This window comes from Bradyrhizobium sp. SUTN9-2 (genome assembly GCF_003122645.1).
Taxonomy (GTDB): Bacteria; Pseudomonadota; Alphaproteobacteria; order Rhizobiales; family Xanthobacteraceae; genus Bradyrhizobium; species Bradyrhizobium yuanmingense.
In genome coordinates, this window is sequence record NZ_LAXE01000001.1 from 138,879 (window position 1) to 151,772 (window position 12,894).

Below are 12,894 nucleotides of genomic sequence, written 5' to 3' on the forward strand. Positions count from 1 at the left end.
TAAACGACCTCGATGGCGCCTAACGACAAATGCGCAGCCCCGCTGGAGTTCGGAGCCGCCGGATCGCATCCTAACCTGACTTAATCCGATCATCTGAACGATGCGTGGCAGCCTTGCCGCCGCCTCACGGGAGCACCCGATCACGCCTAAGCCTGAACAACGAAAGGTGTGATCTCTCGCTTGCGCAGAGCAAGCACCGCCCCCCGACCGGCCCTTCGAACCGGTTCACTGCTCCGTGGCATCTCCGCCTACGCACCTCTTGATGAAACTCCTCCTGGACTCCCCAACGACCTTCTGATCGATCGCCTGCTTCAGCCTGCGCCATGCACAGCTGCATCTGGTCGCGCTTGTCCTGTCCCTCCAGATTTTGCGTCGTGGCGAGACAAGTGACGCGCTTGGCCGCGGGAACCGGCACGGTAGTCGGAGCGGCCGACGGCGCCGTCGTTTGCGCGAACATGGGCCCAACAATTAGACACACAAGGCTAGCGGCAACGACGGCGGACGGCGTTTCATCGAACTCTCCTGATCGTCCGGAAGCGATAGAAGTTTTGCGATGAATGCCAGCTGAATGGCGAACTGGTCGCGGCTGCGCGAAGCGCAGTCCGCTGGCGTGACACCATGTCTCAGCGGATGCGGGACGAAGTTGGTGGGTTACACCGGCACGCTTCGCGCGGTCGCAAGGTTAACCGACCGTACGGACCTGCAGGCCTATCGCGACATCACCCTCGTCGCGTCGATCCGCGTTGCATCCAACCGTGCTTGCACTCCGAGGTAAGTCATTTCGCTTTGTGGTTGGGATTTTCGTCGCGGTCCGGCGCCCTTAAGTTGTTTGACGAAGTCTTGCTGAAACACAGCGCTGCTAAACTGCGCGCTAGGTAACTAGCCCTGTTCTTTTTACCGCACAGACGATCAAGTCAACCAAACGACCGTTGAGTTTTGGAATTGGCGCAGTCTGTGAGCGGGCTCATATCGAAGAGCCACCTGACGGGCTACTGATCACCTCGAAATCCGCGGTGGAATATCTGTCAATTTAAAGTCAATCGATGGGGGTGATCATGCCCATCATACTGGACTTGCTCTATCGCGAATATTGCCGCGCCCGCCTCGCTGAAATGCGCAAGCAGCTTCTGATCGCAGCTGAACTCTTTGAAGCACTCGAAGCGGACTACCTTCTTTCGGATCAGAGTGACGAGAGGGCGGCGGCATACCGCAAGACCGGTCGCGGCGCGCCGCACTGAAGCGACCAAGACTCCCGCATGGCAGTGACCAAAACAGCTTGGGAGACAGCGATGAACACACCCGAATGCTATACCGTTATGGTGACCTGCGTCTCGTGCCTGACCATCATCGGAATGATGGTCGTTGGGGTGTGGTGAGCATGACTGTCTGCTGAGGCGGTAGCTTTAGCGAGTACGGAACGAAGTTGGTGGGCACGCTTCGCTTTGTCCACCCGACGAGATCAGCGTCTGGAGAAGCGCCGCTCGCGAGCCTCGTAGAGATGGTTGCTGATCAATTGCCGCAGCTTGGCCGGGTCGTCGAATTCGAGTTGGACGGCGAACAGCACGATGCCCGCCGGCACGCCTTCGCTGCCATGCAGTCGCGCAAGATCCCTCTCCGTCGTCACCAGCGTCAACTGCTCGCGCTGTACTTCCGCCGCGAGCGCGGCGAGTTCCTCGCGCGAGAACATGTGATGATCGTCGAACGGCGCGTGCGCGCGACCTCGATGCCGCTGGCCTGCAATGTGCGGAAGAAGTGCTGGGGATGGCCGATGCCGGCGAAGGCGAAGACCCGCTTGCCGAGCAGTTGCGCGAGCGAGGCCGCATCCGGCTTCAGGCGCGCGCGCAGCTTGGGCTTGTTGCGTTTGGCGACATCGTCGGCGGCGAGTCTGGCTCGCGCCTTGCCAAATGCATAAAAAGGTCAGGCCGCGCCGACGTCCTCTCGAGAGGAAGCACTGCTTGAACCCGGAAAACTCGCTTAGGCTGGATTCTATCAACTCGCCACGCGGGAGTGTCGTCGGGACTGCCGGGCTCTACCCATTTCGTTCGGAAATCACGCGAAGTCCCGTGCCACAAAAGTGCTCGCCGCCGACCCTCGAGACCTCAGTCAGCCGTCATGACGTCATCGAGCACCGTATCCCAGAATGTGCGCAGCAGTTTCTCCTTGAGTATCCCCTCGCCGTGCTCCGGCTTGAAGAACCAGCGCGGCATCTTCAGTCCAAGTCCTGGCGTTAGGCCGAGGGGCACCGTACCCGACCAAAGGCCTCGGCGAATCTTGCTCAATCTCGCAGTTACTCACCCAGCAACTTGATAACGCTCGACCAACTCTCACTCCCTGCAAAGATGGCCTGCGAACTGATTCTGATATTGTCTGATCATACGCAGATTGTGCCGCTTGACGTCAGAGTCGCAGATGTGCTGTTCACCAACGCACTTGATGACGATCGCTTGCGGCTCGATCTTTGCCCCTCGGTTCACTTTCGCACGTAACGAGGAGGTAGAAAGCCGCAATGTTGTGAGACCGCGCGCCGCAGCGTAATCGAGGGGCTCGTAATAGCACAAGACGAAGTATCTGCAATCCTTGAGATCGCGACTGTAGTCTGCCCCGAAGTAGCGCAAGTGAAGTGCCGTTCCAAAGCGATAGAAAACAGCAAGCCCGGTTATCTCGTTGTTGCGCTCGGAAATAGCTGCGGCACCGAACTGCGACACACCCGCCTTTCTCTGCCCGGCGAGTATCCTTTCCATCCAGTCGCGACCCTGGGTGCTTCCGTGTCGAGACCTGTTTTGGGTTATGAGATCAGCGACTATGGAGTCATCGAGTTCTTCGGCTGAGGCCCATCCGATCTTGCCCCCGGCTCGCCGGAACGCGGCGACTTCAGACTTTCCAGGCCCAGCTTGGCCGCCACTTCCTTGTTCTGACCGCCTTCCGCGCAGGCCAGCACGATCCGGGCTCTCAGAGCCAACGCCTGCGCCGTCTTTCGCCGCATTGTCAGCGACTGAAGTACAGCGCGTTCATCATCGCTCAATATCAGGGGCGCAAGTCGCTGGGCCGTCATCAGATCCTCCGTCGCTGCTGCAGCCACCATCTCTGGCACCGCCACGCGAATCTAACGCGAATCTACGATTGCGAACTTGTGACTCGGGACACTAGTGGCCGTCCGCCTTCATTGTTTCTGGGCTGAATTGGACGCTTTCCACGTCATCCGGGATTTCCTGTCGCAGCTTCGGCCCTTGACTCAGCCGGCGCCCGAGCGCCGCGACGAAATTGTCGTAGCGCGCACCTGCCTGCGCCCGCGCCGCCTTTGCAGCTGGTTCGGGGAGAGGCGGTGTCGTTGTGAGCCAGAAGCGGATGAAGAGAGCGATGGTCTCGACCGAAATTCCAACATCCCGCTCAAGCCGCGCGATCCGGCGGTCGATTTGGTCGAGTCGCTTGGCAATAGCGGCCTCCCGCCGTTCATCGGAGTCGGGCGACAGAAAGGATGCAATGGCGGCTTCGGCAATAAGCGACAGCGATTGCTCGCGCCGGGCGGCAAAGGCCGACAGCGCCTTCATGACATCAGGATCGAGATAGACCGACATCTGGGCTTTTCTCTTCGGAGCGGTCATGTCCGCCTCACAGTCCGAGATCGTCACCAGGATCGAGCGAGGCTTGGCGTGCGACGCCCTGCATCATGTCGCTCATGCGCCGGATCCGCGGGGCATCTTCATCGAACTCGTCGGCGAGGTCAGACGCGAACTCGTTGTCGACCGACTTCTTATCCACCATCTCTTGGTCCAATTCCGGATGACGCCGGCGATCCGCGGTCTTGGGGTCATCGTCATCCGTCTGGTCGTCGGTCGGCGCCTGCACTGCTATTGGGCGCGGCGGCAGCGGCCGTGAGCTCCAGTCGTCCAGCCTACCGTCGTTGGCCTTGGTCAGGATCGGCGGCGCCAGAATGCGTTCCTTGAAGCGCCCGTCCTCATAATAGCGCACCTTCTTGGCCCGGATCGGATGGAGGCCCGACATCATGACGATCTCATCGGATGGCGGCAGCTGCATCATCTCGCCGGGCGTCAGCAGCGGACGGGCGGTCTCTGACCGGGACACCATGAGGTGGCCGAGCCAAGGTGCCAGCCGGCTGCCGGCATAGTTCTTCATTGCCTTCATCTCGGTCGCCATCCCGAGGGCATCGCTCACCCTCTTCGCCGTTCGCTCGTCATTGGTCGCAAAGCTGACCCGGACGTGACAATTGTCGAGGATCGAATTGTTCGGCCCGTAGGCCTTCTCGATCTGGTTCAGCGACTGGGCGATCAGAAAGCTTTTGATGCCGTAACCTGCCATGAAGGCCAGCGCGGACTCGAAGAAGTCGAGCCGGCCGAGCGCCGGAAACTCATCGAGCATCAGGAGGAGCCGGCGCCGGACGGCCTTGGCCTGAAGATCCTCGGTCAACCGGCGGCCGATCTGGTTGAGGATCAGACGGATCAGCGGCTTGGTGCGGTTGATATCCGAGGGCGGCACCACAAGGTAGAGCGTGGTGGGCCGGTCCCAGCCGACGATGTCGGTGATCCGCCAGTCGCAGCGCCGTGTCACCTCCGCCACCACGGGATCTCGGTAGAGGCCCAGGAAGGACATGGCAGTGCTCAGGACGCCGGAGCGCTCGTTGCCGGACTTGTTCAGCAACTCGCGGGCAGCGGACGCTACGACGGGATGGACACCGGCGTCGCCGAGATGCGCAGTCCGCATCATCGCGGCAAGCGTCGCCTCGATCGGCCGCTTGGGATCGGACAGGAAGGCTGCGACCCGGGCGAGCGTCTTATCCTCCTCGGCATACAGGACGTGGAGAATCGCTCCGACCAGCAGCGCGTGGCTGGTTTTCTCCCAGTGGTTCCGCTTTTCAAGGCTACCTTCTGGATCGACGAGAATGTCGGCGATGTTCTGGACATCGCGCACCTCCCACTCGCCGCGGCGGACCTCAAGCAACGGGTTATAGGCTGACGACTTCGCGTTGGTCGGATCGAACAGAAGAACGCGGCCGTGATGGCTGCGGAAGCCGGCGGTGAGCTGCCAGTTCTCCCCCTTGATGTCGTGGACGATCGCCGAGCCCGGCCAGGTCAGGAGCGAAGGAATGACGAGGCCGACGCCCTTGCCGCTCCGGGTCGGCGCGAAGCACAGGACATGTTCCGGTCCATCATGGCGGAGATAGGAGCCCTCGAACCGGCCGAGCACGACGCCGTCCGGCCCGAGCAGGCCCGCCTGCTCGATCTCCTTTGCCTCCGCCCATCGCGCGGAGCCATAGGTCTCGGCATTCTCTGCTTCGCGAGCGCGCCAGACGGACATGCCGATCGCAACGGCTGCGGCGATGATGCCGCCAGATGATGCGATGTAGGCGCCCTCGGTGAAGATGGAGGGTGCATAGGCGTCATAGGCGTACCACCACCAGAAGAAGGCAGGCGGAAGATAGAAAGGAAAATGCAAGAGCTCGAACCAGGGCTGTCCCAATTGGGCTTGAAAGCCGAGCCGCCACGCCGTCCATTCCGTCGCGGCCCAGGTCGTCAGCAGGACGATCGCGAATACCGTGATGACCTGCCCCCAGAGGATTCTGGTTGCAGACATTGCGGCCGCCCTCTCCTGACGCCGGTGATTGGAGGGATCGTTCACAGGCCGAGCCCCCGATTGCGTCCAAAACCCCAATCGATGCCGCCATCTGCGCGAGCGACGCCGGAGACATGCCGGCCGAGCTGCTTTTCCAGTGAGGGCGTCCAGGGCACGAGCTGGAAGCCGAGACCGTCGTCGATCATGGCGAAACGGCCGGAAGCGAGCGCGAAACGCTGCCGATAGGTGCCGGCGACATACTCGCCGCCAGCCGACGGATTGAACGGCTGACCGGTCTCGGCGGCAAGCTGCTTACCGAGAGCATCCACCTCCCGACGGCGCAGCGCGCCAATCAGATTCTTCGCGAATACCAGCCCACGCGCCTGCCGTTCCGCAAGACCGTGTTCAACAAGCTGCTCGGCCCGGCGATGCATGGCGTCGCGAACCTCGGCGCCGAAGCCGGCCTGGCCGAGCACCACAGGGTCGCGCGCGACGGCCTGGCGGTCGAGCCATGTCGCGCCGCTCGCTGTCACCTGCGCTTCGATCGAGAGATCGGAGCGGACCGAGATCGCCACCCGACGCCGGCCTTGTGCGTCGACGAACTTACGCAGTTCGACAATCGAGCCCGGCGCGCTGTCACCGGCGGCGTCGAGGTCGGGCAGCCGAATGTGGTGGGTGCGGCCATCGACGCCGTCGACTACGGCATAGGCGGTCCCCTTGAGTTCGTCGTCGAGGCCGCGATCGACGAGGCGTCCGATGACGGGAACATCTAGGCTTTCACCTGCCAGCACGTAGCTGGCGCAGCCGCGCTCGATGCCGCGTTCGGTCAAGCTGCGGTGGATGCGCTTGATGATGTCGCCGCGTTCGCTGAGCTCGCGCAAGGTCGTCTCGGCACTCTCGTCCATCACCCATTGGCCCCGCCCAAGTTGATGAGCGAGACCAAGGCTTTCCAAGCGCCGCAGCCGGCCGACCTTCAACGAATGGAACTGATCGGGCTGCCGCTCCGGATTGGGTGCGAGGTCGACGACGCCACGCCGGTCTGCGTCCCGAACAAGCTGGCGGTCGAGCTGCGTCCACCGCTCGGCTTCGACCTGGCGCTCGAGCGAGCGGCAGATGTCGAGATCGGAGCGCAGCCCGAGTTCTTGCGTGACGAAATCCTGGGCGCGGGCGCGCATCCCCTCCTTGATGTAGTCACGGGAGATGACGAGGTCCTGGCCGTCTTCGGCAACGCCCCGCACGATGATGTGGACGTGCGGATGCTGGGTGTTCCAGTGATCGACGCCCACCCAGTCGAGCTTGGTGCCAAGATCTTTCTCCATCTGGCCGACCAGCTCGCGGGCAAAACCTTTGAGCTCGGCCATATCGGCTGCGTCTTCCGGCGAGACGATGAAGCGGAAATGATGGCGGTCATTCTGACAGCGCTCAGCAAAGGTCTTGGGATCGGCATCCTCGGTGTCCGGACCGAACAGACGGGCCTTCTCCCCGTCCCGGGTGACGCCCTCGCGCCGGAGATAGCCGAGATGCGCGGCGAGCGGCGCTGATCTCGCCGTGTGACGGACGACGCGGGTCTTGACCGTCACCAGGCGAGAGCGGCCCGTAAGCAGACGGTTCGCCCGTTCAGAGGCGAGGCGGCCGCGGCCGAAGCGCGAACGACGATGCTTGGTCAGATGACCGGCTCGCGAAACGCCGCCGCCGGCGCGCTGAGCGGCGGCAAGCGCCTGAGCGATGAAGGGCTTGGCCCGCTGGCTCCGCGAGGAGCGGATGCGGCCAGGCCGAGGCTGAAATTCCTTCTCCTCAGCCATGGCCAGCCTCGACAATGTGCGAAATGCAGAACCCGTGCAATGAGTTGATGGTGGGGCGCACATTGCGTGCCGAAGCCACACATTGCCGGATCAGCAAAAAAACAAAGCAACAACAACCGACCGACCGAGCCGGACATTGCGGCCTTTTATCTCGCCATCGTTCGGTCGGTACTCGCGGAAGCCCCCACTGTTTGCGAGTGTTTGCGATAGCGATCGTTACCCGAAGGGCCGAGACACCCGCAGGGTGGCTCGGTGAGGAGCGAAGCGACGAGTAGAGCGCGGGCCGAAGGCATCGCCCGTACGATTGTGTTGCAGCGTTTCGAATGCAAACCGAATGTCCGTCACGGGGCGCCAGCGAACCTGGAAACTGACGGCTGATATCACGAGCTGCCCGATGTGCAGCCGCCGTAACAAGGGTGCGTGCAGACGTACCGCGATCCGCGCATTGACGTTGAAGATGCCGTGCAGTCATTGCGATCGCCCCGTGGCCGAGAGCGCGACGAACAGGCCCTCCGACTGCGGCGCAATCGCCGAAACATCGTGCACCGGAGTGGCAGCTGAGCCGCCCTGCGCGGGTTGATCGAGCGCCGCTCGCACGCCACGAGACGGACCGTCAACGCGACCGAAAAACAGCGGCGCCCGCGTCCAGGATGAACGAGAAAAGGCCGCGAGGGGAAGAGGCCCTGATGCCTCCTCCGCATCGACAAAAGGGACGATGGCTGCGACATAGGCTGTCGTCTCGGCGGGGAGTGGACGATGCCTGTCGCGAAATTCCTCGTAGCGGCCGGGACCTGCATTGTAGGCTGCGAGAAAGCCCGGCGAGCCGTAGCGATCGTGCAGTTCGCGAAGGAAGGCGGCGCCAGCGAGAATGTTGTCATGGGGATCGAAGGGATCGCGTCCGAGACCGTAGCGAACTCGCATGTCCGTCCAGGTCTTGGGCATGAGTTGCATCAGGCCGAGCGCACCTTTCGGTGATACGGCACGCCGATCGCCATTGCTCTCGACTCGCATGAAGGCGCGTATCCATGCAGCCGGAATGCCAAAACGCTGCGCAGCTTCCGCTACATAAGCGACATAGCGGTCGCTTGCTGTTTGACTTCGCGTCGACGCTTTCTCTGCTGACGCCGCCGGCGCTGACCCACCAATCGCTAGCAGGCCGGTAAGGAGGATAACGGCAAAGCCCGCCCTGGTTCCGGCATCACAGCGAGTCGTCGTGCTGCCTACCTGCGGTGCGTACGGACGGCCGCTTTGACCACCGCTGTGCGTGGCGGCCGCCCGACGGTTGCGTGGACCGGAGGGATGAGACGGCTTTCCCCCGCACAAGGAGGTGGACCGTTGATGAGCCTGGTTGGCGGCACGCGCGACAGGATCCTGCATGCAATCAGTCCCGCTCGGCGCGTTGGGGCTGACGATTCCAGTTCAGCGTCCAGGCCGCTTTGTCGTCGCCCGACTGGAAGAGATTGGCGCGGATCGGCCGCGGCAGCGCCGGGTCGTCGATGACGAGCGAAACGTAGTCGCCCGCCTTCTCGCCGGTACGCTTCCAGCCTGCGCCGATCTCCGGGCCGTCGGCATCGCCGAGGCGGATACGGTAGTCCGGCGCGTTCTCGGCATCGGAGGATTCGGCCGGGACGAGGGTGAGAATCCGCTCGAAGAACAGCGTTTCAACGCGCCCGGTGAAGCCGGACTTGTCGCGGGTGAACTGGCCGATTTGTGCCATGGGAAAGCTCCTTGGTTGTTGGGTTGGAAACGGGTCAATGGGTGGCGGTACGCCAGACGAAGCGGCCGTCGGCGGCTTCGTCCGTCCAAAGCGGGACTGCACGGGCGATAATCGAGGTGACGGGGAGCGCGCCGAAATAGCGGCCGTCCAGGCTGTCCGGGACGGTCGGATTCATAAGGAAGACCTCGCCCGGCTGAAGGACGCGGCAACCACTCCAACGCGGCAGCGGACGGCCGCGATGATCGCGGTCGTGTGCGGTGCCGGCATCGACGTGATCGACGGAAACGGTGTCGCCTGACCGGCACACGGTCTGCCCCGGCAGCCCCATCACACGCTTCAGCAGCGGCACACCTCTCGGAAGAAAGCCGCCATCGGCAAGGAAGCTCGCGATCGGCTCCGGTAGCCGTACCGCGACCAGTTCCAAGTCGCGCGGCTCTCCAAGCGGATGTAGCGCGTAAAGCCCTCTTGGCGTGCTCGCGGTCGCGTTCCAGATCAGCCGCGGCGCAGGATGAACGAACGCCCGGGCGCCGGCGACCAGCGCCGCAAGGTAGGTCAACATGAGATAGCCGAAGCGGGTCATGGCGTGACGCTCCGGCGCTTGAGCCAGGCGACATGCTGCTCGCGCGTGTACGCGCGTGGCACGTGGTCGGCGGCAAGACGGTTGTGGAGATGTCGCCAGTATTCGGGTGCGGCGTCAGCCGGATCGATGGAGAGCGCCTCAATGGCGTCGATGGCTTGCAAGACGCGCTCAACCTTCGGCCAGCTATCAACGCGCAGCAGGATTTCGCCGCCGGGGCGGACAAATGGTAGCGTCTGATAGCGCTGGCCGGCCTCCACCGCGCGCACGATGTCCATGCGCGACACCACGGTGCCGTAATCGTTCGATGCCCAGCGAACAAAGCCGAAGATACTGCCTGGCGTAAAGCTGGAGATGCTGCGGCGGCGGTCGAGGATCTTCTCCTCCGCGCGACGGCCGAAGCGCAGCCAGTGCTCGATCCGCTTCTCGATCCAGGTCAGCTCGACATGGGTCAGCGCGACGGCGCGTCGATGCGAGGACGGCACCGCACGCGGCGGCAAGGCCTCATTGTCATTCATGACGGCTCTCCAGCGTCAGTGGGAAACTCTCGCGCCAGCAACTCGCGCAGCATGTCGGCGACGGTCACGCCGCGTTGGAACGCGGCGACCTTGATACGGCCGCGAAGTGCCGGCGTGACGTCGATGGTCAGGCGCGCGCTGAATGCGGCCCCCTCATCCACGCGGCGCGGCGGTGCGTCGCTGGCCTTGATCCAGCTTTCGGCATCGCCGGGACGCGAAGCGAAGTCGCGCTTGGTGGAGCGCTCGCTCATGGCGCGAACCTCGCAACTTCAGCCGCGAGCGCGGCGATCTCGCGGGCGGCGGCGTTCTGCTCGGCGAACTCGAAGACGAGCCGTCCGGACTGAGCGGCGTCGGCGAAGACAACGCGTTGGCCGATGGTGCTGGCGAGCACCGGCGGGTCGTGATCGGCAAGAACCTCAGCCGTCTCGCGGGCGATGATCGTGCGCGCGCCGCAGCGGTTGAGCACAAAGCGAGCGGCAAGCTGCGGCCGATAGATGCGGGCCTCCCGCAGCAGAGCGAGCATCTCGGCCGAGGCCCAGCCGTCGAATGGCGACGGCTGCACGGGAATCAGCGCCAGATCCGCCGCCAGCAGCGCCGAACGCATCAATCCAGCGACGCGCGGCGGCCCGTCAATGACGACATGATCGGCCGTGAGTGCGATCTCCGGCGCCTCGCGGTGGAGCGTATCGCGCGCGAGGCCAACGACGCCGAACAGCCGAGCGACGTTCTCCCGCGCGCGCTGCTGCGACCAGTCCAATGCCGAGCCCTGGGGGTCAGCATCAATCAGCGTCACTCGCTTTCCGCGCAGTGCCCACTCACCGGCAAGATGCAGGGCGAGCGTCGTCTTTCCGACACCGCCCTTCTGATTGAGCAGCGCGACGATCATTGTTTGCCTCCCGCCTTGTTGTCGAAAGGCAGCGGCGATTGGTGCGCGGGTCTGTTGGAGATGCGCTCGTTTGGCGGTCGCGCCGTCGGCCGAAGCCGGAACGGAGACTCACCATTGCGGTGGTCTACGATTAAGGGAAAATGAGTCTCCGATTTGCGGGGCAGATTACTCATCGACCGCGTCCAGTCGCTCGTTTGCGCGAGAGCGACGACGATTGAAGGGCCGCGCCAGTCGCACAATGAGGGGCCACCACTCGCATGATGATGGGCCACAGTCGTAGATTTGAGGGCCTGTCTACTCATTTGGGCCCCCGGTCTCGGCTTCTGGGGGCAACGACAGGAGCGTCCGCGTTATCCGCAAGACGCGCGGCCCCGCTACAACAGTTAGATTCTAAGTTAGACTCTAAGTTAGGACCCGGAATCGCGGTTTCCGGCCAAAGCGTTAGCTGCGGTTTCCACTCCCGAAATCCCGATACGGGCACGCCCGGAGTCCCGATAGTGCGCACGCCCGAAGTCCCGAGCTGATTCACAGCGCCATCCACAGGTGCTGTGAATGATTTAGCTGGAAGGATGCGCAGTAGTTCCCAGCTTTCCCTGCGTTCGACGCTCAGGCGATATCCTGGCAGCGGTTGACGGGCAGCGATCCGGCGGAGATCAAAGGCGAAGTCAGCGGGCTTGGCGAGGCTGCCGGATTTCTCATGGAGGTGTGCGAACTCGAACAGCCAACCCTTTGGCTGGCGACCGGCATGCTTGCGCGCGACGCGGTAGAGCCAGCGCTCGATCCCGCCAGTCAGCCGGAAGTACGCCGGATCTATGGTGAGAACGAGCGAGCGATCGATGACGCCGCGATAGAACCAGTCGGGGAGGACAAATTCCATGCCTTCCACGCGGCCGTCGCGCCGCGCGCATTCCTCCCATTCGTTGATCCAGGAGAACTGGTGACGCCGCCAATGCTCGCCCTGCCGGATGCTGGTGCGGATCACGGTCGCCTGCAGGCGCGCCAGTGCTCCCTTCAAGAGCTTGTAGTCGCGGGCTCCGGTCTGTCGGCCGACTGCGGTCAGAAGTTGGTAAGGTGTGAAGCGCATGAAGCGCGAGGTCTTCAGGCTAAGGTTCTCGGCCTCGACAATCTGGCTGGCTGCCCAAATCAGCACATCGGCGTCCCAGATCGTCGCCATGCCGTGCTCTGGAACCGCATAAACCTCGACGCGGATGTCGCCGGCCTCGTATAGGATCGGCGCCGTCCGTTTGGACTTGGCGAGCGAAAAGAACGGGCGCTCCATCAGGTCCCGCTGATCGCGCGGGCTGGCATCGCCCGTGGCGACAACGAACGGGTCGAGCTTGCTTCGCTCGCTTGATGTGATGAGGCGACGCGACATGGCAGGCGTTGCCTTAGCGATGCGCGTTGCCGGCGGCGCGGGCCTCGAGATAGCGAGGATCCGACGTTGAGCTGCAGGCAGCCTGATCGGCCCAGGCTTCAAGATCGCCGATGGCGTAGACGACGCGCCCGCCGAGCTTGCGGAAGGTCGGGCCGTTGCCATGGCAACGATACTTCTCAAGTGTGCGCGGCGAGATGCCGAGGAGGCGCGCGGCCTCGGGCGTGCGCACGTAGCGGGTCGAGAGCTGCGCGGTCCGGTCGAGCATGGGAAATCTCCGTCTTGCCTCGAAGCGCCGCGGCCAAATCGCGGCTTGTCCGGGCCAGAGTGGCGGAGAGTTCAGGCGTTGGGGGTGGACGAAAATCTACGTAGATTTGTGTCCCCCCATCGTCGCAACCAGGCGAAGCCGAGGGCTACCAGCGGGGGCGCGAGTTAACTCATTATGCCATAAGCC

At 63.4% G+C, this 12,894-nt stretch carries 15 protein-coding genes and 1 pseudogene; 2 read left to right on the forward strand and 14 right to left on the reverse strand.

Annotation, left to right across the window (positions count from 1 at the left end; translation table 11 throughout):
• The first annotated feature begins 1,055 nt into the window (after positions 1-1,055).
• On the forward strand, positions 1,056-1,238 hold the full coding sequence (locus XF30_RS00640; protein ID WP_225130346.1) for a hypothetical protein: 183 nt from the start codon (positions 1,056-1,058) through the stop codon (positions 1,236-1,238).
• A gap of 221 nt (positions 1,239-1,459) precedes the next feature.
• Here the strand turns inward: XF30_RS00640 and XF30_RS40025 are convergent.
• Positions 1,460-1,845: pseudogene (locus XF30_RS40025) on the reverse strand (tetraacyldisaccharide 4'-kinase).
• Here XF30_RS40025 and XF30_RS39015 point away from each other — a divergent pair.
• Positions 1,762-1,959 (forward strand): hypothetical protein, encoded by a 198-nt coding sequence (locus XF30_RS39015; protein WP_225130354.1) that lies wholly within the window; start codon positions 1,762-1,764, stop codon positions 1,957-1,959. The pseudogene XF30_RS40025 and the gene XF30_RS39015 overlap by 84 nt on opposite strands.
• Positions 1,960-2,324: 365 nt before the next feature.
• On the opposite strand, the gene XF30_RS00650 is transcribed toward XF30_RS39015, so the two are convergent.
• The 13 genes from XF30_RS00650 to XF30_RS00710 all read right to left on the reverse strand — a co-directional run bounded on the left by XF30_RS00650 (position 2,325) and on the right by XF30_RS00710 (position 12,708).
• Positions 2,325-2,741, reverse strand: coding sequence for a hypothetical protein (locus XF30_RS00650; protein ID WP_338129111.1), 417 nt, complete (start codon positions 2,739-2,741; stop codon positions 2,325-2,327).
• Between the two features lie 59 nt (positions 2,742-2,800).
• The gene (locus XF30_RS39020; RefSeq protein WP_225138109.1) at positions 2,801-3,052 is read right to left on the reverse strand and encodes a hypothetical protein; all 252 of its coding nucleotides are present in this window, start codon (positions 3,050-3,052) and stop codon (positions 2,801-2,803) included.
• Positions 3,053-3,143: 91 nt separating this feature from the next.
• Positions 3,144-3,602 (reverse strand): CopG family transcriptional regulator, encoded by a 459-nt coding sequence (locus tag XF30_RS00660; protein WP_109141645.1) that lies wholly within the window; start codon positions 3,600-3,602, stop codon positions 3,144-3,146.
• 7 nt (positions 3,603-3,609) lie between these two features.
• Positions 3,610-5,589 carry a conjugal transfer protein TraG gene (locus XF30_RS00665; protein WP_192892998.1) on the reverse strand — a complete coding sequence of 660 codons (1,980 nt, stop codon included), beginning with the start codon at positions 5,587-5,589 and terminating at the stop codon, positions 3,610-3,612.
• Between the two features lie 41 nt (positions 5,590-5,630).
• The gene (locus XF30_RS00670; protein ID WP_109141647.1) at positions 5,631-7,370 is read right to left on the reverse strand and encodes a relaxase/mobilization nuclease domain-containing protein; all 1,740 of its coding nucleotides are present in this window, start codon (positions 7,368-7,370) and stop codon (positions 5,631-5,633) included.
• Positions 7,371-7,838: 468 nt separating this feature from the next.
• The gene (locus tag XF30_RS00675) at positions 7,839-8,747 is read right to left on the reverse strand and encodes a lytic transglycosylase domain-containing protein (RefSeq protein WP_109141648.1); all 909 of its coding nucleotides are present in this window, start codon (positions 8,745-8,747) and stop codon (positions 7,839-7,841) included.
• Between the two features lie 4 nt (positions 8,748-8,751).
• Positions 8,752-9,087, reverse strand: coding sequence for a DUF736 domain-containing protein (locus XF30_RS00680; protein ID WP_109141649.1), 336 nt, complete (start codon positions 9,085-9,087; stop codon positions 8,752-8,754).
• A gap of 34 nt (positions 9,088-9,121) precedes the next feature.
• Complete coding sequence (locus tag XF30_RS00685; RefSeq protein ID WP_109141650.1) at positions 9,122-9,667, reverse strand: S26 family signal peptidase; 546 nt, start codon at positions 9,665-9,667, stop codon at positions 9,122-9,124.
• The gene (locus tag XF30_RS00690; RefSeq protein WP_109141651.1) at positions 9,664-10,182 is read right to left on the reverse strand and encodes a DUF2840 domain-containing protein; all 519 of its coding nucleotides are present in this window, start codon (positions 10,180-10,182) and stop codon (positions 9,664-9,666) included. Before XF30_RS00690 ends, XF30_RS00685 begins: the two co-directional genes overlap by 4 nt.
• Entirely contained in the window at positions 10,179-10,433 is a 255-nt protein-coding gene (locus tag XF30_RS00695; RefSeq protein WP_109141652.1) for a ribbon-helix-helix protein, read from the reverse strand. The genes XF30_RS00690 and XF30_RS00695 overlap by 4 nt, the downstream gene beginning before the upstream one ends.
• Positions 10,430-11,068 (reverse strand): ParA family partition ATPase, encoded by a 639-nt coding sequence (gene parA, locus XF30_RS00700; RefSeq protein ID WP_109141653.1) that lies wholly within the window; start codon positions 11,066-11,068, stop codon positions 10,430-10,432. Before parA ends, XF30_RS00695 begins: the two co-directional genes overlap by 4 nt.
• A gap of 298 nt (positions 11,069-11,366) precedes the next feature.
• Positions 11,367-12,443 carry a replication initiator protein A gene (locus XF30_RS00705; RefSeq protein WP_109141654.1) on the reverse strand — a complete coding sequence of 359 codons (1,077 nt, stop codon included), beginning with the start codon at positions 12,441-12,443 and terminating at the stop codon, positions 11,367-11,369.
• Between the two features lie 13 nt (positions 12,444-12,456).
• A complete protein-coding gene (locus tag XF30_RS00710) occupies positions 12,457-12,708 on the reverse strand; it encodes a helix-turn-helix transcriptional regulator (RefSeq protein WP_109141655.1) in 252 nt (83 codons plus the stop codon).
• Positions 12,709-12,894: the final 186 nt, after the last annotated feature.